The sequence below is a fragment of the Chryseobacterium sp. GVT01B genome, assembly GCF_019970045.1.
Lineage (GTDB): Bacteria > Bacteroidota > Bacteroidia > Flavobacteriales > Weeksellaceae > Chryseobacterium.
The window spans coordinates 1-25,792 of the sequence record NZ_JAHXYI010000013.1 but is presented as its reverse complement, the minus strand read 5'-3'; the positions used below and the strand labels follow the sequence as shown (position 1 = coordinate 25,792).

General features: G+C 32.5%; 21 protein-coding genes and 1 pseudogene. 5 read left to right on the top strand and 17 right to left on the bottom strand.

Annotation, left to right across the window (positions count from 1 at the left end; genetic code table 11):
• Nucleotide 1 precedes the first annotated feature (1 nt).
• Nucleotides 2-1,768, bottom strand: a complete 1,767-nt coding sequence (locus LC457_RS22930; protein ID WP_223601892.1) for a M12 family metallopeptidase — start codon at nt 1,766-1,768, stop codon at nt 2-4.
• Between the two features lie 956 nt (nt 1,769-2,724).
• Nucleotides 2,725-3,150: a hypothetical protein gene (locus LC457_RS22925; RefSeq protein WP_209785052.1), complete on the bottom strand. Its 426-nt coding sequence runs from the start codon at nt 3,148-3,150 to the stop codon at nt 2,725-2,727.
• A 753-nt stretch (nt 3,151-3,903) separates the two neighbouring features.
• Between LC457_RS22925 and LC457_RS23545 the strand changes: the two are divergent.
• The 4 genes and pseudogenes from LC457_RS23545 to LC457_RS22905 form a co-directional block, all read left to right on the top strand.
• Nucleotides 3,904-4,059 (top strand): annotated as a pseudogene (locus LC457_RS23545) (two-component regulator propeller domain-containing protein); the annotation flags it as partial.
• Between the two features lie 39 nt (nt 4,060-4,098).
• Nucleotides 4,099-6,879 (top strand): HAMP domain-containing sensor histidine kinase, encoded by a 2,781-nt coding sequence (locus tag LC457_RS23470; protein ID WP_223601907.1) that lies wholly within the window; start codon nt 4,099-4,101, stop codon nt 6,877-6,879.
• A gap of 12 nt (nt 6,880-6,891) precedes the next feature.
• Entirely contained in the window at nt 6,892-7,524 is a 633-nt protein-coding gene (locus LC457_RS22910; RefSeq protein ID WP_209785054.1) for a response regulator transcription factor, read from the top strand.
• Between the two features lie 376 nt (nt 7,525-7,900).
• Nucleotides 7,901-9,133: a hypothetical protein gene (locus LC457_RS22905; protein WP_209785055.1), complete on the top strand. Its 1,233-nt coding sequence runs from the start codon at nt 7,901-7,903 to the stop codon at nt 9,131-9,133.
• Nucleotides 9,134-9,377: 244 nt separating this feature from the next.
• Here the strand turns inward: LC457_RS22905 and LC457_RS22900 are convergent, their stop codons facing one another.
• The 11 genes from LC457_RS22900 to LC457_RS22850 form a co-directional block, all read right to left on the bottom strand.
• Nucleotides 9,378-11,267: a hypothetical protein gene (locus LC457_RS22900; protein WP_209785056.1), complete on the bottom strand. Its 1,890-nt coding sequence runs from the start codon at nt 11,265-11,267 to the stop codon at nt 9,378-9,380.
• A complete protein-coding gene (locus LC457_RS22895; RefSeq protein WP_209785057.1) occupies nt 11,264-11,629 on the bottom strand; it encodes a hypothetical protein in 366 nt (121 codons plus the stop codon). Before LC457_RS22895 ends, LC457_RS22900 begins: the two co-directional genes overlap by 4 nt.
• Before the next feature lie 340 nt (nt 11,630-11,969).
• A complete protein-coding gene (locus tag LC457_RS22890; protein ID WP_209785058.1) occupies nt 11,970-12,950 on the bottom strand; it encodes a glycosyltransferase family 2 protein in 981 nt (326 codons plus the stop codon).
• Between the two features lie 154 nt (nt 12,951-13,104).
• Nucleotides 13,105-14,037: a Dabb family protein gene (locus tag LC457_RS22885; protein WP_209785059.1), complete on the bottom strand. Its 933-nt coding sequence runs from the start codon at nt 14,035-14,037 to the stop codon at nt 13,105-13,107.
• Nucleotides 14,034-14,630, bottom strand: a complete 597-nt coding sequence (locus tag LC457_RS22880) for a DUF6759 domain-containing protein (protein WP_223601891.1) — start codon at nt 14,628-14,630, stop codon at nt 14,034-14,036. The genes LC457_RS22885 and LC457_RS22880 overlap by 4 nt, the downstream gene beginning before the upstream one ends.
• 44 nt (nt 14,631-14,674) lie before the next feature.
• Nucleotides 14,675-15,115 carry a transposase gene (locus LC457_RS22875; RefSeq protein WP_209785061.1) on the bottom strand — a complete coding sequence of 147 codons (441 nt, stop codon included), beginning with the start codon at nt 15,113-15,115 and terminating at the stop codon, nt 14,675-14,677.
• A 32-nt stretch (nt 15,116-15,147) separates the two neighbouring features.
• Entirely contained in the window at nt 15,148-15,498 is a 351-nt protein-coding gene (locus LC457_RS22870) for a helix-turn-helix domain-containing protein (protein ID WP_223601890.1), read from the bottom strand.
• A gap of 17 nt (nt 15,499-15,515) precedes the next feature.
• Nucleotides 15,516-16,934: a peroxiredoxin gene (locus LC457_RS22865; RefSeq protein ID WP_209785063.1), complete on the bottom strand. Its 1,419-nt coding sequence runs from the start codon at nt 16,932-16,934 to the stop codon at nt 15,516-15,518.
• A gap of 440 nt (nt 16,935-17,374) precedes the next feature.
• A complete protein-coding gene (locus LC457_RS22860; RefSeq protein ID WP_209785064.1) occupies nt 17,375-18,643 on the bottom strand; it encodes an FISUMP domain-containing protein in 1,269 nt (422 codons plus the stop codon).
• 615 nt (nt 18,644-19,258) lie between these two features.
• On the bottom strand, nt 19,259-19,672 hold the full coding sequence (locus tag LC457_RS22855; RefSeq protein WP_209785065.1) for a lipocalin family protein: 414 nt from the start codon (nt 19,670-19,672) through the stop codon (nt 19,259-19,261).
• 696 nt (nt 19,673-20,368) lie between these two features.
• The gene (locus tag LC457_RS22850) at nt 20,369-20,770 is read right to left on the bottom strand and encodes a lipocalin family protein (protein WP_209785067.1); all 402 of its coding nucleotides are present in this window, start codon (nt 20,768-20,770) and stop codon (nt 20,369-20,371) included.
• A gap of 346 nt (nt 20,771-21,116) precedes the next feature.
• On the opposite strand from LC457_RS22850, the gene LC457_RS22845 reads away from it, so the two are divergent.
• Nucleotides 21,117-21,887 carry a YdcF family protein gene (locus LC457_RS22845; protein ID WP_223601889.1) on the top strand — a complete coding sequence of 257 codons (771 nt, stop codon included), beginning with the start codon at nt 21,117-21,119 and terminating at the stop codon, nt 21,885-21,887.
• Nucleotides 21,888-22,375: 488 nt separating this feature from the next.
• Here LC457_RS22845 and LC457_RS22840 read toward each other — a convergent pair whose 3' ends face one another.
• The 4 genes from LC457_RS22840 to LC457_RS22825 form a co-directional block, all read right to left on the bottom strand.
• Nucleotides 22,376-22,975 carry a hypothetical protein gene (locus LC457_RS22840; RefSeq protein ID WP_209785069.1) on the bottom strand — a complete coding sequence of 200 codons (600 nt, stop codon included), beginning with the start codon at nt 22,973-22,975 and terminating at the stop codon, nt 22,376-22,378.
• A gap of 32 nt (nt 22,976-23,007) precedes the next feature.
• Nucleotides 23,008-24,045, bottom strand: coding sequence for an alpha/beta hydrolase (locus tag LC457_RS22835; protein WP_209785070.1), 1,038 nt, complete (start codon nt 24,043-24,045; stop codon nt 23,008-23,010).
• Nucleotides 24,046-24,060: 15 nt separating this feature from the next.
• Nucleotides 24,061-24,453: a hypothetical protein gene (locus LC457_RS22830; protein WP_209785071.1), complete on the bottom strand. Its 393-nt coding sequence runs from the start codon at nt 24,451-24,453 to the stop codon at nt 24,061-24,063.
• A 377-nt stretch (nt 24,454-24,830) separates the two neighbouring features.
• The coding region (locus LC457_RS22825) for a thioesterase domain-containing protein (protein ID WP_223601888.1) at nt 24,831-25,792 on the bottom strand (962 nt) is incomplete at its 5' end.

Genomic DNA, 25,792 nt, shown 5'->3' with positions numbered 1-25,792 from the left:
TTTATTTTCGGATGTCTATAAACATCGTCCCTTGTGCTGCATAAGCATCAAGTTGAACATTAGCTCCTTTCCCATCGATCCCGTCAGCATCTACAGTACCATAAATATACGCGCTGTTCTGGTCTATGATTGTTGTCATATAGGGCGAAGATCCCTGATATGTTACCTCACCTGAATAGGATGATTGGCTAAAGTTGAGATCATCACTTGAACCACCATCATTGAAATCTATCTGTTTAAGCTTGCAACCACCGTAAGCAAAACCATTTGCTGTGTAATCCAGTGCAATGCTTTGTCCAGGCGCCAACGAAATTTTTTTATTGGAACAGTCTGTAAATTTCATAACGATATTACCTAGGGTAGCATAATTAATATTTCTTATTTTTAAAGTGCTGGGAGTATATTTATCAAATGAATGTATTTTTCCATCTGTACTAATATTTGAATTCCACCGTTTTAAATAGATATAGGAAGAATAGTCATCTTTTTTAGAAGCTTCCACGATTGCCTTACCACTGCCTCCATCTATACCATCTCTATTGGTGAAATGGTAATAAACCGCATTCTCCGGATGTGTATAATCTTTAACCAATATCATTGAACCATCAGTATCCATTGGGTCGGATACTTTGATAAAATACCGAATATCATTGGATCCCGACCAACTGAACTTCATATAATTGGTAACGTCATTTCCATTATTGAGTCCTACCTGCTGTACAATGTGACCTTTATAAGTATATTTATTTTTTTGAGGATCATAATACAACACAATTTCCTCTTCAGGATTTAAAGTCACAATACCGGGATCACTCCCCTCTAGCCTAATTTTTACCCTGACAACATTATAATCAACATTTCTCAAAATAAGTTTTTGGCTGTAATAATGATGAACAAGCATTATATCTTTTGTTGTTAGGCCTAAGACAGGACGTTCTACGATGCTTCCGTCCTTTTTTGTATAAAATGGAAGAGATTTACTTATTAAAAGATCTCTCAAAGCAATGTTATTTCTTGGATAGGAGCCATACATCATCGAGGATTGCATGTCAAATATAAAAGGATCTCCAAGGTTCGATCGTTCTATTTTTAAATTGTCAACGATAGTCTGATATACAGAAGAGTTATAATTGCTTTTTATAAAATTAAAAGTTTCCGGTTTCATGATAATATAATCATTTCTGCTTGTTTTTTGATGTTCATGGATTAAACCGGCGACATGACCTATTTCATGAATAATACTCTGCAAATCACATGTTGGGCTGACATCAACAGTACTCTTCCCTCCTTTTAGCGGGTACCCTACAGTAGCTCTGCAACCAGAATCAACTTTTTTGAAATAGACTTTTTCATTACCGGGAACCTGAACAAAAAGCAGATTGGTTTTGTCATTCCAGTGTTGGACAGCCTTATTTATTAGGACTAATTCTGAATTCGAAAAAGCAGGATCAACTTTGAAACTAATGGGTCCTTTTGGCCACAACGTTACATTAATGTCAAGAATCTGATCCCAATCTGCAGCAGCAAACTTATTTGATATATCCAAATTAGACACCTCTGTAACCTCATTGTTAAAAAGAATCATATCATCTCCGACAATGTAATCACCTTCATTATTTCGCCATGCGTTAAGCTTCCTGCCTCTGTAATCAACATTAACCAATCCTTCTCCTCTCTCATACAGCAGATTCTGTGTCCCGGTTTGAAAATCATCTTCTTTACAAGAAAACATAATAATACCTACAACTACTAATAGCAAGCGTTTCATATCTATTTATTTTTAAATGGTTTCTATGATAGACCATACATCATGAATTATTAATTTTCCAGTTATATCCATCATTAGATTTCCAGCAGCCATAATCTTACAGATAACACATGTTATTAAATCTGTTCAATACCCGGCATGTGGCTGTGATTATTAAGTTTTTATGAAAAAATTTAAAGCAGAAGATTGAATATGTAACTAAATGTACATAACAATATTTATGACTTTTCTTTGCGGATAAAACCATTAAATTCCGCATCACACCAATCGCTATTTGCAGCTGCTTTATTTAGTATCTAAATAAAAAAATACAGGGTCCTACATTCCAGGCCCTTGTTAAGCAACATAACTTTTAAATGTTTAGCAAAAAATTAGCGTGTAAAAAATGTTCATCACAAAAGTAGAAACAAAATTTTCACAATGCGTACAAAGTATTGTAGCATTAACTAGAATTTTACGTAGTTATTTTATGACATCATAAAAATAAAGCTAATCTCGTAGATATTTATAAACGAATGAATTTTCATCTGGGTTATATAGAAATCGTATATAAACAGATAAAAAGGAACCCAGATGTTTAAACAAACTATAATCTGAATTCCTTAATTAAATGAATTATGAAAATAAAAGTTTTTATTATAGAAAAAATACAGGGCTTTAGGTATAAAACCCTGTGAGGGAACTTGATCATTTTTCTCATCACTTTGCTAAAAATGAATTAAAATCTGTTCTACAAACATAAGAACAAAATTGTGATTGCTTTCACCAAAAGCTGTAGCATTATCTTGAATAACATATAGTTTTTTCATTACAAACGGAATTATTGTTCACAGCAAATTATAGTTTTAAATATTTTATTAAACAACTTAATATCAACATATTAAAATAAAACCATTTCCTTTTGTAAAGAAATGGCGAAACATTGATAATATAATTGTAAGTGATTGATTTAAAATCTACAAATGATTATTAAGGTTTTGCTGGACTTTTCGTAAAAACTGGTAAGCTTCTACTGAGGTTTTTGTTTCTAGTGAGAAGGAAAGAACATTTTCCTTTAGATTTCTGTAATAAATACTTTCCTTCCAATTTATAAAATGTCGTTCATTCACATTTTTGTTTAAAATAATCTGAACGCGATCTTTCTTCACCTCTATTAAACCGAAAGTCGATAGTTTATTGATAATTTCAGGCAGAAGCACACTTCGGAAGTTAATACTGACAACATGTTTTCTAAGATACTTCATATGCCTTATTTCAGGAACATACTCACCTGTTTGCCATAAACAGTACGCACTTTGCTCATAGGCGATCCAAGAAGCCCCATACTTATAAAACACTATAGTCTTCCCGTTTTCTTTTGATATAATGTTTTTAATATTCATAACTTTATCGTTGTAATTTTAAACCATAAGCCATTTCATATTAAACCTAATGTCCAGCAATTCTTTTGATTTCTGAACATATTTTTATTACATGGCTATTATTATTTTCACAATCTAAATTTACATTTATTAGAAAATTATACAATAGTATACACTATAGTTTTATCGCTATAAAAATGCAGAATTATAACTACAATACGTTTTATCTTCAATAATCTTGAATATAGTAAAGGAATAAAGCTAGCTTATAATAAAAAAACTACACTATACACATTGATATAGATCTAAATCTATACAAAATGAAACATAATACTATGCTTGTTGAAATGTAAAACTACACAACAAGATAATTCTATGACCTACATTTGTATAAATAAAGACGAGATGAGAAAATATCTACTATTCACCCTAATAACTGGAGGTGTTATACACCGTTATTCTTATCAGGAATTACAAATTATTAAATAAATCCAATCAGTAATTCAACATATTCAATTATTTTGTGAAAATTTTTAACAAAAAAAGCAATAACACTTAAAATATTCACCAAATAGAGAATTAAAATATACATAACAATATTACGAATATTATTATATTTTAATATAATATTAAGAAAATTAAATACAAATAATTTATTTTTTTAAAATATTCATAAATTCGGAGCCAAAAAATAAAATTCATCAAAAACGAATTTTATTCTACAAATACTAATAACCGCGTTAAATATTTAAATGAAAACCAAATATATTAAGTATGAAAGGTAAACTTATATTTATTTTATTACTCAATTATTTTGCCCTGTACGCTCAGACTGATCTTGTATGGCAAAACTATACTACTGAAAATGGTCTTCCACAAAATAGTGTCAAAGATATCATCACTGATAAGTATGGTTTTCTCTGGATTGCAACTGAAAACGGAATTACCCGCTTTGACGGAAGTCAATTTGTGACAACAGATGAACAATATAACAAACAGAGATATAGAAATTTTTGGGGGAATATAGAAAAAGATACTATTTTCAATGTTGACGAACAGGGAAGTACAACTTTATTAATCTCTAAACGAGTGCCTCAAGAAAAGGTCTGGTTTACAAAATACTTAAAAACCACGACCATTTATAATGGAGTAAAATATGCACTTTATAATAAAAATAATGCAATCACCCCTAGAATGGACAGAGAGTTTCTATTTATTAACATAGGTAAATATATCTACTTTATTGGGAACAATCTTATAACCATTCATGATCCATTAACCAATACTGGAAAGAAAATGAAAGCTCCCTTTAACATGAGATTATGGAAAAATATGTTCATGCATAATAACACTGTTTTTGTCTCCATTTCCGGTCAGAAAAAAATTTTAAAAATCAATAACGGGCAATTTTCACAGATTGAGTGCAGCTCTATATATACAGATCCTGAAAGTATTATCTACTGGAGCCAGGGCAATCAGAAGGTATATATCATCAATAAAGACATTATTTATAAAAGTACTTATAAAGATGATAAGCTTGGAGCGGAAAAAATTACCATAATACCTAACCTAATTAAAAAATTCAAAGCTCTCACAATCAAATCAATGGTCTATGATGAGAAAAGCCAACATTTATTCTTAGGAAGTTCAGCAAGAGGTCTTTTTGTCATTACAATTCCTCAATTCAGTTCTCCAGTCACAGAATCAGCATTTGACAGCAATGTTTTTTATTCAACGCTTCCGTTTAATAGTAACAGTGTAATGACTCCGCAAGGAAATATTTATGACAGCACATCTCAGATTATTACCCCCCGCAGACCAGATAATAAAGATATGTACCATGATTATAAAAAATATTCATTGGCGATCAATAACGCAAAAGATATATTTTTTATCAAAAATGGTATGCTTTATAAACGGCTTAGAAAATACAACTATAATAAAAGTGTAAAAGTTCCTGCACATGAGGAAATTGATGTCATATTTAACAAAGATGAACAAATATACCTTACATACATAAAAAATAACAAATACTATCTTGCTAAATACGATGATAATCTCCAAAAAACGACTCCACTCTTTTACTTTAATTATCCAATTTACGATGTGAAAAAATACAATAATCAGCAACTTCTTATTGCTGGGTTTGATGGACTTTACATAGGGGATTCATCAAAAAAAGAAATTAAAAAAATTTTAAATTATCATAGCAAAAGAATAATACAGACCTCTGATCGGAATATCTGGATTTTAACGAAAAATCATGGTTTTTATCTTCTAAGGAAAAACATGACAGTCCGTATGCCAGTAGATGAAAACTCCTATTTACTCGACCCACACACTATTTTAGAAGATCATATGCAAAATTTATGGATTTCTACAAATAATGGCCTTTTTAAAGTCAGGATTCAAAATCTCCTGCAGTTTTCTAAACACTTGAATAAGTCCGTTGGTTACTACCGATACACTGACCAAGACGGCTTACCTACTAATGAATTTAATGGAGGTGGAAATCCTAACGGGAATATTCTAAGCAATGGGCAAATGGTATTTCCATCGATGAACGGTCTTGTTTTTTTCAGACCAGACAAAGTCAAATCTTTCTACCTGAAGTCCACTGATTTTTATATTGACCGAGCTCATCTGGATGGTCATCAGATAACTATTAAAAATAATATCCTCAATATTCCCAACAACGATTTTAATGTCCTAGAGATATTTGTGGATTTTCCTTATTTCAATAATTTTAATAATGTAGATCTACATGTAGCAGTGGACAATGGTAAATGGATAGATTTGGGGGTACATAGAAAACATACAGTCGGAAAATTGACACCAGGAAACCACAAGGTCATATTTCGTTATCTGGATGCTAATAATAATTATATTTATAAGACAGTCGATGTAAAAATTGGTTTCTTTTTTTATCAAAGTCAATATTTTAAAATAGCAGTCATTGCTACTTCTCTCTTTTTAGCATTTTTAGTAGTTAAATTCAATGAAAGGCGGTTTAAATCAAAAAATGAACTTTTAGCGAAAGCCAATACAGAAATTGATGCTCAAAAAGAGGAAATTAATAGTAGTAATATCATTCGTGAGAAGCTTATAGAAGCAATCTCTCATGATATAGCAACTCCGATAAAACATCTCTCCCATCTTTCTAAAAAACTCAATGACACAGATAGTCTGGAAATCCAAAAAAAGTATTTCCATAGCATACATAAATCTTCAGAATTGCTGTATCGCTTTACCCTTGAGCTGGGTAACTATGCATTTCTCTTTACTAATACAGTAGAAGAAACTGTTTCATACCTTTTAAACGACCTCCTTATGGAGAAAAAAGTATTTTTTGAAAATATTGCACAGGACAATAATACCACTATTACATTCAACCCAAAAGATGAACTGTATATACAAACCAATAAATCGGTATTGGCGGCAATCATTCATAATATCATTGACAATGCTGTAAAAAATACCATTGACGGGCACATTCTAATTGAAATGACTTATGATAATTCATTTATTTATATTCAGATCACCGATGATGGGAACGGTATGTCACCTGAACAAATTTACTATTATAACAACCTCCATTCGATTTTGATTGAAGATGTTCAGTTACAGAAAAAAGGATCAGGCTATGGTCTTAAGTTTGTGCTTCTTTTGATTGAAAAAATTAAATCACAAATAACCTTTAACAATAATACTCCACAAGGAACTAAAATAGAAATTAAAATACCTAATTAAAAATTTGACATTATGAAAAAAAACATTCTGATAGCAGACGATCACTATGTCGTAAGAATGGGCACTGCTATAATTATTGAAGGCGTCCATCCCGATTTTAGTATTGACCATGCAGAAAGCTTTCATGAAGTTCTTGAGAAATTAAATGAAAAGGACTATGACATGTTAATTCTTGACCTCGAAATGCCAGGAAGTACTTTCGAGCATATGATAAGGGATATAAGAAAAATACAGGACGACATCAATATTCTTATTTTTACAAGTCATAAAGAAAGCCAGGCAATATCTTATCTATCTGCAGGAGCTAACGGATACTTAAATAAATCCTGTGAAGACATCAAGATTATTGAAGCAGTAAACTCTATTTTTACTTCAGGATATTACTATCCACAGGCATTACTGCATGAAGTAATAAATAATGATTTTAATCCTTCCAGCAAAGTGTCCAGACCTTTGGATATGCTTTCTGAAAGGGAAGCGGAAATCTATCATCGGCTCGTGGATGGAAACGGTATTCTCGAAATATCTAATGTTCTCAATATTCACATGTCCACGGTAAGTACCCACAAGCTAAGAATATTTAAAAAACTCAATGTCCATTCGATCGCAGAATTAGTACATCTCCACAACAAGTATTACACTTAATACAGAAAAGCCGGTTATTATTAACCGGCTTTTTTTAGAGCTCTTTTCAGATAAACTTCTATTTAATTTTAATATTAAAATGACTATATATCCGTAATAATACTACGATTAATCCGGTAAATAATAAAAAACATCTTATTACATTTGTCTACTAAATTTATATACCAATTGTAAAACATCTTCTTCTCGCCCAATTGGTGTGCTGAAAAATTTTCAGTTAAAACAAACAATAATCACAAAACTCTCTGTTTATAAGACTTCAGGTAAAAATGGAGTTTGAATTAATTGACCCTCACAGCAAGAGTCTCAATGATAACCCCTTATCCATAAACCAATAATAAAACATACATTTTCTTAAAAAGATTTAGCATTATCAATGATGAAAACATTTTTTTTATTTATCTCTTTATTTGCCTTTTTTATTACAAATGCCCAAACTGATTCAAATCAGGATATGAAATCAGTAATGTGTTATCTTAAATATAATAAGTTTGATAAGGCAGAACGTATAATAGATGAAAACTTTATTCATTCCTCTGATGACTCCAAAAAGGTGATTGGTTATATAGGATTATCCTTACATTATGACGCTTTACATCAATCGCAAGAAAGAATGGAGTTATTAAAAGATGCAAATGAAATTGCCAAAAAGACAAAAAGGTCATTAGATCTGGCATATGTAGAGTATGGTTATGCAAAATATCATCTGGGTAGAAAAGAGTTTGACTTATTTTTACAGGATTATGACAACGGTTTTGCAATTCTCAAAGGTTTAAAAAATGAAAAATTTCTGATCAGTATGTTTTATAATCTTAAAGCTAAATACTTGATCAATACTAATAGTAATGAAGGAAAGAATTTAAAAGATATAAAAGAAACCTCCATAAAAGCTGTTGAATATGCTGTAGAATCAGAAATTCCACTTTTGATTGATGTAGAAAGTGATAACAAATCACTGGAAATTTTCTATCATATTAATCAGAAAAACCAACTCATCAAAGAATTGATTGCAAAAAATAAAAGAGATATAAAACAAAAATACACCTTTCTTATTATGACCTTATTTTCTGGAGCAGGAATTCTTTTTTTGATATTTACTTTACAGTACAAGCAAAAGATTAATAGACACAATACAAATCTTCTCACTACAGAAAAGGAATACCTTAAAGAACAATATCGGATATTGACGCTACAAAGTGAAAGATTGCAAAAACAGACTATCGTAACATCGCTTCAGCTCAATTCCAAAAACGTGGTACTTAACGAGCTAAAGAATAATATAGAAAACAATAACATTCATCTTAAAAAGATATTAAAAGAAGACCAGTTGAAAGATCACGATTTCAATGAGCTTCAGCTTATGGCAAAAGAAGTTCATCCTAACTTCTTCAATAGAATTCAAAAAATTTCTAAAAATAAACTTACACATTTGGATTTGAAATATGCTGCTTATATTTATCTTAATATGAACAATTTTCAGATCTCAAATATTTTAAAAGTAGATCCTAAAACCGTAAGAGTAACAAAGTACAGGTTAAAACAAAAGATTGGTCTGAATAAAGAGGATGATCTATGTGGTTTTATTCAAAGCATAGCAGAAATAATATAAGTTATATTCAAAATACATAAGTAAATAATTAATCCTAATAGGTTCGAATTAAACAATAATTAAATAAATGTGACTCAATAGGAGTTTCTAAATCAGATATTCATTCAAGTAATTAATCAAGAGTTAGCCAGAAGAAATCGCCAATTGAAATCATAAACATTAATAAATTAAAGGGAGTAATAAAAATATTACTCCCTTTATCATTAAAATATTTATTACAGTGAAATTAATTTATTTATAATCTCTAAGGCCAATAACCTGTAAGAGGATTTCCTCCAGCTCCCCCCGGTGTTTTCGGGATGTCACTACCAAATCCAGGATCGATATTGGTCACTGAAACTGAAGTATCATAAATTCCATAGAGAACCACAGCCAGATTTGTTCCGGAATTAGCATAATCTCTTGAATTAAAAATAAAACGGTATTTAAATTTTTTATTTCCAAGACCATTAAACCATTCAGTACCTGAAGTGTTATTATTTAAAGTAAATGTTACACCTACTCCACTTACTTCAGGAAGAATTAAAGGTGAAAATGCTCCTGCATGCGCACCGATTTCGCCGGTTGTAATAGGTTTGTTTGAATTTCCCTGTAAGTAACAGTCAAGAGACCCTAAAGTTTCATTAGAGTTGATAGGTCCGTTCCACTTCTTAATCTGTCCCAAATCATCATCACTTGATCTTATAAATAATGAAGCTGACATTGCAGCACCTGAAGTATTTCTTACCCAGACTTTATAAAAGTCGGTTATACCTCCCTGGAAATTGTAGTTATCCTCAATTTCAAGTCTGATCATTCCATTATTAGCACCAGTCTTAAGTGAAGTTGGTTTCCCATGAATCATCGTTTCCCATACTTTTGGTTTTACATCTATAGTAAAAGAAGAATTTATTGTTGAACCTCCTGAAATAGTATTGCTCACATAATAAGTCGATTTCTGATTATTACTTCCATTATCTCCCATGGAAACTTCCTCTGCAGTCATTGGAAACTTACCTGTTGTAGCAGTAGCAGCCTTCAAAGTAATAGTTTGGCTTCCCGCAGCTACGGTGATTTCACCGCTGTCAAAGAAGATACCGTTCTTATCTGTTGATACCAATCTTAATTTACCCGGTTGGCTAACATTGATGGGTACACTTACTTTATTGGATGTTGTAAGGTTTGTTGCTACTGTATAAGTTCCGGAAGCAGTTGCTCCTGAACTGGTAAAAATTGCCGCACTGGCAGCAGCTGCAGGGTGAGAAATTTCAATACTGCATAATGATCCGTTAGAATTGGTCATTGGTAAACTTGTACTGGCAGTAGTAGGAGTTCCACTATAGGCAATATTAATTGAAGTTGTTGCAGATGTTGCTCCAGAAATACCCGCAAATGTGTAAGAAACCCCATTGATCGTTTGATTAATTGCAGGAATATCTTTTGTTCCTGTAACTACCACAGGTACTTTAACAACTCCCGTGCCTGATACTCCCTGGATCATAGCAGGAGTAACAGTTGCCATCGTACAATTAAAATTATAAGCATCAACAACCCCTGAGGAATTTTTAGTATAATTACATACTGATATCCCATTGCTTTTGACAATAAAATTCATTGTTGATGAAGAAGGAGATCCTGTAGCATTAGCAATGGTTACATTCTGTACCCCCGTCGAGGTAAACGTCCCCCCCGCTGAATATGCAATGCCATTATCAGAGGTAATACTTATAGCATAAGGCCCTATATGAGTCACATTGACACTCACTGTTATAGTATTTCCTGAAACAGAATTACCTACCGTATACGAATTAGTATCTGCAGCTGGAAACTGACCGCAATCTATTGTAAAATCAGCAAATGATGAGGGATCACATGAACTCTGGCACAATGATACCCATTTGTTCTGTGCAATATTCCAAAAGTTATAACATCCTGTATCGGTATTATAAATCAATAACCCATCACGACTGGCATCAATAGTTCCAGGTGAAATAGCATCTCTCTGCGCCTGAGTCATCCTTGGCAGCAGCACTCCTTTTGCAGTGGAAACAACATCTAGCATGGACTTGGCATTAGGATTTGTGGTACCAATTCCCACTTGCCCAAAGCCCATGCAACTTAACAGTAACAGAATAAAATAAACTATTTTTCTCATTGTTTTTTCTTTTTTAAATTTTTAGTTTGTTGAACAAGTTTGCCATGAGGAACCGGAATCGGAGAACCTTCCATACCACACATATGCTTCCATACATTTGACATAGCATGATAGTAATTAAAACACTTTTCATCAGTGTTATAAATTAAAAGACCGTCATCTTGCGAAGAAACAGCAATAGCATCTCTTTCCAAAGTAGTAAGCCTCGGAAATAATACACCGGCATCTTCAGACCCGACATCCAAAATTGCTTTTGAATCCGGTTGGAATGAAACATCCTTACTGATTCCCACACTTCCATTTTGTTGGGAATATGTTAACCCGGAAACAAAGCAAATAATAGCAATCAAATTTTTTTTCATTTGTAATGTATTATTGGTTAATAAAAAAATTTATATTTGAACAATTCTTAAGGCTAAGAAATGAATCAATCGAATAATTGTATAATGATTTAAATCAGTGGGCAAAGATTGGATTTTAAAAACATTTCTATCTAAATTTTGACATTACAATTAGTATACAATCAGGATATTCCGTATATACAAATCGTATACACAATAGCAAACACTTGATTTACAATATATTATAGCGTTCATTTTTTTTAAAGCAGACAATTCATCATCCAGTTCAAGAGTGTTATTAATAAAAAATCCGGTCTCAAAAGACCGGATTAATAAAAAAGACTATACACCAAAATTAGTGCTATATGAATGAAAAAAGATTGGTTATAAATATTAACAGTAAAATGAATAAAGAATCTCTGAAATTACTGTTATAAATATCTGCTCGAATTATAGTAGAATCTGTAATCATATATTTTATGATCATTCTCCACTTTTTAAAAAATGGAGCATCTCCTATACTAAAGCTATAGTACATTCTTCGGATATGTATTTTAATTTCATCGGAGATGGAGTCCTCCCTGTCAGCCCATTCATGAAGTTCCTTCCATAAAACAACCTTTTTTGAAGCAGGGTTTTCTTTATCTGGAATGATAATACTAACTCTATCAGGTTCATAAATACCCCTCATCGCTATGGGTTTGTTGATAATACCTGGATATAGATTTAGATAAAAGGAAATTCGTAGTAGGAACTCCGTATTTGCGTAAGAGGGTATCGGTTTAAAAAACTCTGTCATTTTTTTTATGAAAGGGCTTTTCCGCAAGGTAAGTGTATCAATATGCAACTTTCCAAAAAGGCTCCCTAAAGTTAACTGCCCAGCAAATACAGCCTCAGGATGACATTTTTCACAAACAGTTGTCAGGCGGTTTTGATAAAGATGATAATATTTATCTTTTGCTTTTTTTGAATGGTAATGAACCCCCAAAGCTCCATATATCCCATCTACTTTGTCATTTTTAAATATTTCTCTTTCGGCATCAAATCTGTTGGGAAGATAGTGGTCATTGGCATTCAGAAATGCTATATAATCTCCTTTTGATTTTTCAATTCCAAGATTCCGGCTCACATCTGCACCATGATTCTGCAGATCTGAATGCTGAAAAAGTTTCACTTTTTCATACTTTCGCTCAAGGTCTTTACAGACATTTAATGACTGATCGTAAGATCCATCTTCAATAAGGATAACTTCGTAAACTTCTCCAAATTGTAAAGCAGATTCAACAGCGTTTGCAATAAGTACTTCTGCATTACAGACAGGGATAATAACGGAAATTTTCATTAAATAAATTTTTAACCTCTGCTGTGTTTATCTTCAGAATAAAAACAGATCCTTTATACATTCTGTAGTTTTTATGAGGATGATAAGCAAACGGTATATATGATTAAAATAACTCCTAATTCATTAGTATAGAGCTCCTGAAAATAATGCATTGCTATTTTATAACGTTATAATCAAAAACAAGAGCTCCACCCGCCGGATCCAAATATGCTCCAACAAAACTCTTGAATTCATCATGCATAGCATCAAAATTTCCAGGATCATTCTGGAATGGTTTTCCAACATAATAATTACGGTCTTCAATGGATAGAAAACTCACGCGGAACGCTATCTCAAAATTAAGATCTGTCGCTGACGTGTTATTCTCATAGCCATATTCAATAAACTGAATATAAGGTTTACCATTTTTCGTGGAATTTTTGAGTTTTAAAAAGCGGTCGATCACCTCTTGTTTTTCGGCTTCTGTAATGGTTTTTCGAAATTTAAACAAGACCCAATGGTCCACTCTGTATCCTTTTCGGGGAAAATCACCATTCCCTTTTTCATTACTTGCAAAATCAAAACTGAATAATTCATTATTCAAATCCAGATATGGAGCAAGGGAAGATTTAAAGTTTTCATAACTAGATACAGAGATTTCAGATCCTGATAACTTTCCGTCAAAGTAATCACGGTCTTCATAAGACCTGAAAGAAATTCTAATTCCTACATCATATCCTCCTGAAAGTCCTTCTTTACTATTTTGGAAACCATATTCAACTTTTAAATAAGATCTACCTTTCCTTAAGGAACTACCTAATTCCGCGATTTTTCGAAAAAGTTTCTGTCTTTTTTCTTCAGAAAGATCTTTTTTTAATCTGATTAAAATCAATCTCTCGATTCTCTGCCTTGACTGCGGTGCTTCAAAATTCGGATCACATGACAAAGCAGAAAATGCCAGTACCGTCAAAACTCCTACACATAAAATTCTGAAAAGTTTTGAACCATTCTTATATCTGCTCATTGTATACTGGTTAATAACTTCACAATATTCCCATAGCAAATCTTCACTCTCTGTACTTATTTGTTTTTTTTGCCTTTCTATCATAATTTTAGTGTTATGTAAATACCATGATCAAGGTTTTTGATCTTTTCATATTTCGCCCCACAGATACTTCCGCTAATAGTATACTTGCCTTTTTCAAGTACAATAAAATTTTCACCATCATGGGGAACTGCAAGATCATGTTCTTCAACTCCTTCTTTAATATGCAAAATAGTATTACAGTGGCTATGATTTTTAACAAATAATATTGCATTAGGTGAATCCCGATTATTATTGAACATTTCATTCAAAAAATCTACAGTCTTATCCTTATGGTTGATCTTATCAGATTGTAAAAGTTTTTCAAATTTATCAGAATCAACATCTTCAATAAAGCTCTTTTGTACCATTACCGGTCTGGCTTCGATGGATCTTGAATCCGCAGACCTTTTCGTCCAGGCGTTATTTTTAAGCTCTATGATCCTTTTCTTTAATAAAGAATTCTTTGGATCATCCGGATGAGCCCTGTCAAGATAATTCTGAATCTCGCTAATATCATTACTTGACAAAATATTATATGCGCTTTTTGTTCCGCTGCATTGAATCGATATCACAGACAGCATAAGCAAAAGCATAGCTTTTACTATTTCTTTCATCATTGTATTTTTTATTAATAAATAAATTTTAGATGTTAAGGTAACTAACCGACGCCAGCTGTATATTTGGTAACCCACTTATGCAGGGTAGTTTTTGGAATACCATATTCTAGAGTAACCTCATTGATTGTTTTCTGCTTACTAGTCACCAGCTCAATCATAAAATCAATAACTTCTTTAGTATATATATTTTTCCTGAATTTTGGCATTGTACTCTTATGACTGGAATTATTCTGCGCAATAGTAGATGCAGGTGCATATAAAATCAGATGTTGTGAATAAATACGAAAAAAATCATATTCTAACAGTTTACTCCACAACAGCAGATATTTCGAATCTATACTTTCTTCTTTGTACATACTAGAAACCTCTACAGGGCTTAACGATAAAAAGGAACAGATTCTGGATTCACTTATAGCTAATTCAACAACCCTTTTCTTCAAAAGGTCTCCGATATGTATGTTTTTAAATATATTAGAACTCATATTTATGTATACTTATTCACTTACTTGATTATTTATAAAAACAATTTTTTCCATTTTGTCACCGTATTCCGGCTAAGCTTGAAATATGCTGCTAACTGCAGATTGCTGCACTTATACTTTTTTTGATAGTCAAGAATTTTTAAAATTGTCACAGGATCATAAGACTTATGCTTTGCATTAAAAGATATCGCTTCAACATCATCCTTCTCGGTGATGATACTACTGATTTTCAACACATCATAACTCATCAGATGATCTTTTTCAAGAAAAAATCTACATTTTTCCATCAGGTGAGGATACTTTAAAGTGATAAGGTCCGTATATATTTTCTTATAGTCAGGCATTCTGGATGCCGGAGACTTTCTTTTTTTATTATTCTTCATATTATTCTTTTGCATTTTTATTGTTGAGGTGCTACATAAGGCCTTGGAGGCCTGCGAATTTTTCTCCATAATTCTGTTGAAGGATCGGCAAGCGCTTTTAATACTAGTTCAACTGTACTTTCCCGTGTTACAATCTTTCCCTGCTGATCAATAACAAATAATGTAGGGGTTGCCTGAACACCATAGTTTATAAAATTAGAGCCTTTCATTCCCTGAAGATCACAGGATAATAAGCCTTTCCACTGCATACTTTTGGAAGTTTCTTCAAACACCTTTTGATCACTATCAGCTGATATGGCAACGATACGTATCCCACTTTTTATAAGTTCGTCCTGCTTTGTGGAAAGCTCCTTCATTACAGCATCACAATGTCCACAATCTGATACATAAAATACAACAAGAGTCTTCTTATAACCTTTATCAGTGAAGTCGAGTATTCTTCGTGACTGCTCAGAAATTTTTTGAGAACTTATTGTAAGTTCTGGTGCTTTTCCTCCAACAGTAGCTTTTTGATATACTGCCATTACACCAGCATAAGAACTAACTTTTCCTGAGTTAAGGATAATGGGTGAAAGCTTGGTAATAATATTATCATTTCCAGATTTGGTAAGATAATAAGTTACACGTTCTGCAAAGGCTGTATAGAGTTTAACATCAGAAATCCGATCTCCAATACGTTTAAAATCTTGCATGAAAATCGTACCTCCATCTTTTTTTTCTTCCAGTGCAGTAAACATTTCGATAACACTGTCCCAGTGTCCAGAAGTAAAAAGAGCATCCCAGGAAATATCTTTAGTGATCGTGCGTACGATTTCTTTTCCATTGTCTTCTTCATTTTCTTTTAAAGCAGCTCCCAATCCATTAGTAAGATTCACAATCCTGAGAAAATTGGAAGCATAATCCTCTTTTTTCAAAAGACTTTTCTGAAAATCTGAATAGTTATTTTTCTGTAAAGTAAGTTCCTGCTGATAAAGATTATAATTTTTATTATCTTTTGGATAAGCTCTTGTGACCATTGCCATAGCTGTAAATTGATCCACAATACCTTTCTGTTGTTTGTACTGAGAATCCAGCAAACTATTTTCATCATTGTCTTTGTAAATGATATTTTTATTATCAGGTACAGCAGATACACATTCAATAGAAAAGTCGTGCCCTGGAATAATCATATCAAGACCTCCCCCTTCCTGGGTATTGGTAATAAGCCAGCGGGACATTCCTTTGTAAGGAGAAAATTCTTTTGGTACATTCAGAACGAATCTTCCGTCCTCAGGTATCGTTCCTTTTTGCACTTTGGTATCTTTTCCCACAAAAGTAATGAAGTCATAGGTCTTTCCGGCAAATTGAGGAAAATACATATTAATAGACTGTCCAGAAATACCTGTGACTGTAAATGAGAATATGATAAGCCAAATAAGTTTGTTTGTGTAATACATAAGTTTTAACAAATTATAATATGTTAATAGTTTTTTAAAAAATTACTTTCAATCAATTTTCAAGTGCAGTTTTATATATTTTATTGTTAATAGTAGTGAGGTGTCGTACTGTTATTGAAGTAGAAATTAAATGCTTGTACAATTGTTCTCACTAGCAAATACGGACTATACTCCTCCTATCTTCGGTACGTCTTTAGAATAGACATCAATCTATTAGTAAACTTTATGTTTTTTAAATATAGACTAAGAACCATTGCCACAATAGGTATCTAAATTAGTTTATACATGGTTATATTTACTCACAATAATTAGTTATCAATCATTTTATAATGACTTGATAAAATGTGCAGCAATGGTATTGCACTTGCTGCACACAGTTAAGGAAATTAAGAACTCATTATTTAAAATGGAGATTTAATAATGATTTGATTATATCAAAATTATTCTGAAATACAGCGTACTGAAAAACCACTTGCACGGCTACCAATAAAATTATGTCCTGGATTAACCGAAGTATTATTAAAGAAAAGACTGTAGGCTCCCCCTGTATACTCTGTACTGCTCCAATAATACCCACTGCTGCTTCGGTAGTATAAAGCTCCTCCAGAATAACCACGATAACCTGCAGCAGGGAAAGTTATAATACTTCCGTTATTATGGAAAACTTTCGCAGTACTATAGTTATTATTTGCTCCTGACCAGCTTCCCAAGTTGGTTGTTGTACTTGCAGAATTAAATCCTTGCCATTCATATCGACTGAGAACTCTGAATCCTGCAGGACAAGGATCATTACCAGTTTTTACAGGACTGTTTTCAGTTCCGCTATTCCAAGCCATGTTTCCTCCCGAAGTCACAGTCCACCCTGAAATTGCACCTGATCCTGTATAAGCAGTAGCTACAACATTCTTTCTACCCCATTGATAATAGTTACCCATAATAGCCTGTACAGGAGTATTAGGATCTAGTGACATATCTGCTCCTAAATTGTGAGTCATGATCTGACGAGTCTCACCATTTACAATTACAGGAACTACATCAGGAAAACTACCAGCAGGTTGAATCGTACGACTAAAACCACAAGTTTGTCCACCAAAATCAATATCAAAAATAGCTGTCCCTGCTGCAGAAGGAGTACCAGTAATATTAAAGATCAATGTACCATTTCCGTTATTTAATGTTCCAGAAGCAAGAACAGCAGTAAGACCGGTTACCCCAATTGAATTAACAGTCTGCGATGAATAAATACCTCCATTACCTCCGGTATAAGGGATACTTGTACTTACTCCAGCTGCTGGAGCATTAGCAATTACAACTCCAATATCACTAGAACCAGAACATAAAAGCTGAGTAACTGCCGCAGTGCTTGTTCCACTAGAAATCATCTTTACCCAGCGGTTACTGCCGGCATCAAAATAATAAAATCCAGGTCCATCCATTCCTTCTACCTGTCCTGTACGATTACTTGGATCAGGAGCTTCAGTAACAAATACTAGTGCAGAATTCTGAGCTTCAGCATATACACCAACAGCGTCTGCTGCTTTAAGAGAATTTCCTGTCACACGGGGAACCATAAATCCTTCTGAGGCACTTCCATCAGTTGTTTTACTTGTAACATCCAAAGTAGTTTTTGGTGTTAAACTATTGATACCTACTTGCCCGTAAGATAGAGTACAAGAGAACAATATGGGTAATAAATACTTTTTTTTCATTTGATAAATATTTTAATGATTATTTCTTTTTTTGTTAGATTTTCTATATCAATTTTACTTATAGTAATTATAATTTTAAATAATCAAGAAAAGCCCCTTACACAAATTTAACATCTACCCGTCAAATAAAATACTGATTACCAGTCGTATTATCACTAATACACTCTAGTTTTTAAACTACTAAGCACTTGGAATTCTTTCTATTTAAACATGAAAAATGTGGCAAAATATATTTGCCACACAAAGGGTAAACCCAAAAAGACTAAGGATGAAAAAAAATAGTAATTAAATTACTGACTATGATGTTTAAAAAAGATATCGTAGTAGAAAAAGTCCCGGCATCTGAAACGCGAACAGTGCCGGGCACTCAGGAATAAAATAATAAGGATAGCATTATGTTTTGATATGAAAAAATATATACATCTACTGTTTTGTTATCCTGACACTATAACCGAATTTTATAAAGAAAGTTTTCTTATTTCCACGTAGTTTTATCCACAATATGGTATATAAAGGAATAGGTCTAAGAGAAAAAAGCCAAACAAACCCGAAACCAAATCTTACATAAAACAGGCATACATAGTGTCTTCTATTATTCTAATTCAAAATTTGTTTTTAATTTTCTTTATAATAAGATTCTATATCACTAACATTACCTCTAATAATAGGAGAAAGAATTAGTTCACTATCATCAACTTCTTTAATAAGGAAAGTATCAATTCCTTTGGGAACCAGATCGACAATTTCAGTACTATACCATAGATAAAGTGTATCATCAGATACATTCCATTTCTCGTACTGTAAAGTATGAATATTCACCGAAGCAGCGGTACCATTTTCCTGTAATTCAAACCCTTGAGCTTCTCTTTGCTGGCCTCCAATAGGTCGCAGCCATTTTCCAGCTAGCTTCTCCCTGTTGGGGTTAAGAACAGAGGCAGTAGATGAAAATCCAATTGCCGATTTTTTTTCGGAAGATGGACTGCACGCAGTCATTACGCCAAAAAGAGTTAATAGAATTGATTTTTTCATATTTGTGTCATTTAAATTGTAAAGAGTTATAAAAAATTCATCGCCCCCATTAAATTCTACACATTAATTTATTATTGCTTTTTGACTCAATGTTATGGTACAAATGTAAAGGCTTATTGTGAAATATAACACTGAATACGAGTCATATTATAACTAATAAATTATAGTATTTTCACTAATTACATCAATACATTAGCACAATCATCTTTACTGTCATATAATAAAAAAATGCGGCAATATCTTGCCGCACGGGGGTATTTAAACCAAAACACTAAGGATGAAAAGTTAGTATTTCTAAAATGGATATGACTGTGAAGCTCTAACAAATTATTTTTACAATTAAAACACAAAAAATTGTGTCATACTTAGTGCTTACGATTCTTTAAACCCCATGATAAATTCAACCTTATCAATTTTTTGTTATCTCAGTTTTACAATAATTTTAGTTCAAGAAATCAATAATTAAAAACCTGGCAAAAGTTGTACTCTGCCAGGTACCCAAATTTAATAATATGATAGCGTGTAAATCCTTTGCATTGTTTCTACTTATATATTTTTGTACTTTTTATATACATCTTCAATACGTCAAATGTAAGGCGATGTTTTTTCAATATGAAATCATTTAAAGTCACATTATCACTAGTGTTGAGTAGTTTTTTAACTAATGTTCAGGGTTGATTCAATTGCAATCTGGAATTATTTATCTTTAGTATATGCCTCCTCTTCAGTGCTGTTGGCTCCCGCTGGAGAAATCACTAAATTATTAATATCAAGTTTTTTGATAATTAAAGTGTCTACACCGTTTGAAACTTGTTTAACACCTTCTGTATGATACCAAAGGAAAAGAGTATCCTGCGCAACCATCCACTTATCGTACTGTAAAGTATGAATATTCAGTGAAGTAGCCACTCCGTTGTCATAAAGTTCAAAGCCTTGTTTTTCACTTTCCATACCGGGTATAGGCTGAAGCCATTTCCCTAAAAGTTTGGTTCTTTGTGAACTAAAATCTTTGGCAGAGTCTGAATTTTTATTTCCTGAAGGCGAATTACATGCAGTTAATGCAACAAGGGAAATCCATAAGATGGTTTGTTTTTTCATAACATGTTAGATTTAGAGTTTTCAAAAATGATTATTTATAAAAATGATTATTACAAAGATTATTCTTTATTATATAAATACTTTCGTATAATTTTATATATTTTATCAGAATTATGTAAAATTAAATCATATCTATTTTAGCTTGAACAAAAACAATATAGATTTATATTGAGAATAGTGTAAAATTATCACTACAATATTTTTAAATATTAGTATTTTATTGATTACCAACTAAATACACTTCAATTACAATGTGTATTTTGTATTTTCGCAACTTACAAATGATTCCATAATTACTTTGAAAATCATTTTTCCAAATTGTAAGTATTAATTTAAATAATCAAGCATGAAAATAGTATTAAATTCTCTTTTTGCAGTACTCAAAATATTAACTGATCCCTTTATTTTATTTATTGCGATGGCTGCAATTATTATTGTTTTAAGAAGAAAGGATAAATATAAGACTGCTTGGGTGGGAGTGGCTATAGCTATATCGTCTATGTTAATAATAATGACTGGTATTTTAGGAAAACTCACAGCAAGGTATCTGCAGGAGGAATATCCTACTCAACTGCCATCTGTTTCTTCTCCTTCCGTAATTGTGATTCTTGGGGGAGGTACTGTCCGATTAAACCAAATTCAGCAAAGTCATATTATCTCCTATTCCAGGCTTATTACAGTTTTTAAACTATATAAGAGTGCAAAACAAAATAAGCAGCCATGTAAAATACTGGCCTCAGGAAACGGAAATAACAATGGCGTTTCTGAGGCAGCACTTTATGCCAGGACTCTTACCGAAATGGGAATTCCAGAAACCGATATTATAAAAGAAGAAAAGAGTATGAACACGTTTGAAAATGCTAAATATACAAGTGCAATAATAAAAAAACTACCTGCTCCCAAAGTATATCTCGTAACTTCAGGTTTCCATGTCAAAAGATCTGCCATACTCTTTAAAACTTTTGGTGTAAATACCATACCCTGTCCTTCTGATTTAATGAATACGCATCTTACACCGGTTCCCAATTCATATAACTGTACAATGACTTCCTTAATGTTAAGTGAAATAGTAGGAATATGGCAGGTTCAGCTCTATAACAGCCTAGGGCTTAATTAACAATATTTAATATATTATCCTGTTCTGAATAAGAAAATAATGATATAAAAAGCCAGCCGTAATTATCAATTACGGCTGGCAAAAAAATAAGTGAAAACCAAAGCTTATCATCAAATCCTGATAAACTATCTTCCTGAAAAAAACTGAAAACCATCTACTTATAAACCAATATTATACTATTTTACTCGGAGATTCTGAGAAATCTATCTGCTGTATTTCAATTGTATGGTTATTTGATTAAAATGCCGGAGTGGAATGACTTCTCCGGCGATAACCACAAATTAATGATAATAGAATTTTAATTATGTTAAACTACGCTCATCCCGTTTTTTCACACCATACAATTAACTATAAAATAATGCTTACCAAAAAAAGTGTGAAATTCTTTATCTATGTTTTGTATTGTAAATGTACCATCTAAATCTCATATAACAGACTAATAATCTGTAGTTTTATCTATATTCAAATGTCAAAAAAACACTATATGCCTACTCCTGATATGTCCCGTTTATTTGTTTGGCAATAGCTTCAGCATTAGAGATAAAGTGTTCTGCTAAAAGCGTGTTAATGTTATTAAGCTTACTTTGCTTTTCATTTTCTGTTGATATTTCCTTCCTAAGATTAAATCTGTTTTTAATATTTCTTTCGTTGTTAAGCTGCTCTTTAAGCTGATTAATTGTTGACACTGAAAGAGCTATTTTTTTAAGCAGGCTTTGATAATCATTTCGCGTATTGGTCATTCCACCAAAAATATCCTGGAATACTATATGTTCCGCTCGGTATATTACCTGCTTGTTAGTAATCTCAATAATATTGGTATAAGAAGGAATAGTAGACTGAGAGTCATTGTAATGCACTAAGGGTAACCTCTCTTCAAACGAAAGAATACCCGATCTTTGGTCATTCTTATTCAGGGTATATTGAGAAGAATTATTCATAATCCATTTTTTCAGAATGATATAGAGATCTTTCTTCTGTTTACCACTAGTTATGGTTTTGGTATAGGTGTAATCACCATCCGTCAGTTCTAATGTCTGAGCTTGTGAAATTGAAAAAAGAACAATAAAGAGAAATGATAATTTTTTCATGGTATAATTTTTAGCTGGTTGGTTAAAATTCGTTACTTTTTAGCTCTAGAAGATAAAAAGGCTGAAACCTTTGTCAGAGCTTCTTTTCCTGCATCTGTTTTCAAATTAAACTGATATTCATGAGGTAATACCGGATTATAATCTTTGGGATAGAATAAAGAATCAACTTTGACATTCATTTGAGCCAGCTTACGCACCAACGAATGGGATTGATTCGCTAAAGGATCTCCATTTCCCACGCTGATAAATGCAGGTGGAAATGTGGGAGAAATATAGTTATAAACTGAAGCTGGAGCAATTTTTGGATCATTCATAAAATCCTCCGTGCCGGTGTACGCCCAAAGGATCGTCTTTAAAAAACCTTTATACTTCCCCTCAAAATCAACCTGATTGAGATCGTAAGCACCACAGAATAAAATTACACCTGAAAGCTGTGCTCTTGTTATGGAAGGAAATATTTTCATTTCCGTAGCATATGAAGGTTCAGAAATAATATTGGCTAGCTGTGCGGCAATATGAGCTCCACCTGAATCACCGGCAATTATGATGGAGTCAGGGTCTACATGAAGATTTTTGTTATTATTGATAAGATAGTCCAACGCCTGATTAGCCTGAATGACCGGTGTAGGATAAGTATGTTCTGGAGCTATGGAATAATTGATAGCAACCACTGTAAATCCTTTTGCTGCAAGAATTTTACAGTAATTAGAAACATTCTCCTTACTCCCGGAAACCCATCCCCCGCCATGAATCCACATAATAGTGGGTAGCACTTTACGAATTCTGATCAGAGATTGTGGATAATATACATCAAGATAAGCGTCTTTATCATCTTTTTGATATTGCAGATTGCTTATTGTAGCAATCCCGGCAGGTACAAAGGACTGAAGGGCCTTTGCTGTTTTTTTACCATTTTTGTTGAAAGCAAGACGGATCAGCATAGCTTCAGGCCATGGACTGATCTGACAAAACATAAAGGATCCACTGCCTAAAATGATAAGGCAGATAAAGAACTTGATTGCAATCAGTTTCGTTGCCTTGAAAGCTTTGTTCATAAATATTATTTCCATGGTTATTCAGAATTATTAGTAAGATACTTTTCTAAGTTCTTTTTGTCGTTTGGGTTCCGCTGTATGATGAAAAACAATCATATCAAGATTTCTATTTAAAAAAGTGATTTCCCCATTAATATCGGTGTATCTATATTCACTATTTTCAGCAGTATATTCCGGTAAATCTATACTTTTTGTAAGTTCATGAGTCTCTCCGTCCAGATGTATGGTTACCTTATTAGTAGTATTATTGATAATAACCTCCATTTCATCCTCTGCGAATTGATCGTCCAGATAAATGTTCTTAATAATATGATTAGAATGAGTCTGTTTTTCAGCCTTAAATAATTTTGTTTTTCCAGGCTGTTCACACGCTGTTACTGAATAGATCAGTATTGTTAAAAAGAAAAGTAAATTTTTTTTCATGGCAATACATTATATAATTTGTTATGGTTAGCAACAATGACAAAATATTCATGGGGCAGTTACCCCACCATTGTTGTTAACTGTAAAGCTTGCGATGAAAATGTAGTTCCCCTACTTATCTGTGTAAATTTAATACTTATGCAATATGAAAACTATGCGATAAATGTAGATTTATATAGAATCTAATGTAAAATTATCACTACCATAAGTGTGTTTTCATACTATAAATACTTTCAGACATCATTTCTATTTCGTGTTGAGAGTAAATAAGAAATAAATAACAGAACGGAATATGGTTACAATTATAATAAAAAAGCAACCAGGAATATATCCTGGTTGCCAACCTAACCAAATCAAAAACCTATAAAAAGTCTTCTTTAAAATATCGGAATCATTTTTTGGGGATTATAAATTAATCTTTTAATAATATCTATGATAAACTCCTCTTCTTTTATAATTTCCTGGTGTGATGCCTCAACCGGATAGACCATTAATAAGTCTGAATGAGCTGTCGTTTCATTCACATTATTGCAAGCCAACTGATGGATATGATCAAAAAGCAACTGGTTTTCTTTTTCTCCCTTAACCATGGCTTTTAATAATACCATTCTTGTAAATTTCAAACGAGTAGAAATTTTTTGTCCGACAATACAATGTTCAGCCAATGCAAACTTTTTTGATGCTAAAAAAAGATCACTATCGATAGGAGCTTTAAATTCCTCACTTATTTCTTCATCACTAGGCATGGAAGAGAGCTCCATCAATTTTGCATCTTCAGCTCTGAGTATAGTATCCAACATCAATATTGTAATATTTCTGTGTCCTCTGCTTTCTAAAATCGAAGCAATCTCCAGAGCAATCTGCCCACCTAAGCACCATCCTATTAAAATATACTCTTCCTGCTGACTGGCTTTCTGTATCACTTCAATATGGTTTAGATAATACATGGCCAAATCATTAAGATTGCTTATTTTTTCATCATTATATAAGTTATAGGAATCCACCCCATAGCACTGACAATAAGGTTTTAGCTTTTCAGCAAGTCCCTTATATACTTCACATCCTGCTCCACCCGGATGGATCATAAAAGCTCTGGGTTTATCAGTAACATGGTTTAAAGCAATGACCGCTTTATATTCAGGTTCATAGTGATTGATAACCCAACTTAATTTGTTAATCGTCTTTTCATTAAAAACATCGATAACCTTAGGTTGTATCCCTGTTCGCTGATAAATTTTATTGACCAGTTTAATAGCCATAATACTATTCCCTCCCAATCGGAAAAAATCATCATGGATACTGATATGATCTGCGTCTAAACCTAATACTTCTCCGTAAA

Bases quoted from the DNA above. Each gene is read 5' to 3' on its own strand.
- LC457_RS22885 (WP_209785059.1), bottom strand. From the start codon at position 14,037: ATGATAGAAAGGCAAAAAAAACAAATAAGTACAGAGAGTGAAGATTTG.
- LC457_RS22910 (WP_209785054.1), top strand. From the start codon at position 6,892: ATGAAAAAAAACATTCTGATAGCAGACGATCACTATGTCGTAAGAATG.
- LC457_RS22845 (WP_223601889.1), top strand. From the start codon at position 21,117: ATGAAAATAGTATTAAATTCTCTTTTTGCAGTACTCAAAATATTAACT.
- LC457_RS22875 (WP_209785061.1), bottom strand. From the start codon at position 15,115: ATGAGTTCTAATATATTTAAAAACATACATATCGGAGACCTTTTGAAG.
- LC457_RS22870 (WP_223601890.1), bottom strand. From the start codon at position 15,498: ATGAAGAATAATAAAAAAAGAAAGTCTCCGGCATCCAGAATGCCTGAC.
- LC457_RS22855 (WP_209785065.1), bottom strand. From the start codon at position 19,672: ATGAAAAAATCAATTCTATTAACTCTTTTTGGCGTAATGACTGCGTGC.
- LC457_RS22930 (WP_223601892.1), bottom strand. From the start codon at position 1,768: ATGAAACGCTTGCTATTAGTAGTTGTAGGTATTATTATGTTTTCTTGT.
- LC457_RS22840 (WP_209785069.1), bottom strand. From the start codon at position 22,975: ATGAAAAAATTATCATTTCTCTTTATTGTTCTTTTTTCAATTTCACAA.
- LC457_RS22835 (WP_209785070.1), bottom strand. From the start codon at position 24,045: ATGGAAATAATATTTATGAACAAAGCTTTCAAGGCAACGAAACTGATT.
- LC457_RS22880 (WP_223601891.1), bottom strand. From the start codon at position 14,630: ATGAAAGAAATAGTAAAAGCTATGCTTTTGCTTATGCTGTCTGTGATA.
- LC457_RS22925 (WP_209785052.1), bottom strand. From the start codon at position 3,150: ATGAATATTAAAAACATTATATCAAAAGAAAACGGGAAGACTATAGTG.
- LC457_RS22830 (WP_209785071.1), bottom strand. From the start codon at position 24,453: ATGAAAAAAAATTTACTTTTCTTTTTAACAATACTGATCTATTCAGTA.
- LC457_RS22890 (WP_209785058.1), bottom strand. From the start codon at position 12,950: ATGAAAATTTCCGTTATTATCCCTGTCTGTAATGCAGAAGTACTTATT.
- LC457_RS22850 (WP_209785067.1), bottom strand. From the start codon at position 20,770: ATGAAAAAACAAACCATCTTATGGATTTCCCTTGTTGCATTAACTGCA.
- LC457_RS22865 (WP_209785063.1), bottom strand. From the start codon at position 16,934: ATGTATTACACAAACAAACTTATTTGGCTTATCATATTCTCATTTACA.
- LC457_RS22900 (WP_209785056.1), bottom strand. From the start codon at position 11,267: ATGAGAAAAATAGTTTATTTTATTCTGTTACTGTTAAGTTGCATGGGC.
- LC457_RS22860 (WP_209785064.1), bottom strand. From the start codon at position 18,643: ATGAAAAAAAAGTATTTATTACCCATATTGTTCTCTTGTACTCTATCT.
- LC457_RS22905 (WP_209785055.1), top strand. From the start codon at position 7,901: ATGATGAAAACATTTTTTTTATTTATCTCTTTATTTGCCTTTTTTATT.
- LC457_RS22895 (WP_209785057.1), bottom strand. From the start codon at position 11,629: ATGAAAAAAAATTTGATTGCTATTATTTGCTTTGTTTCCGGGTTAACA.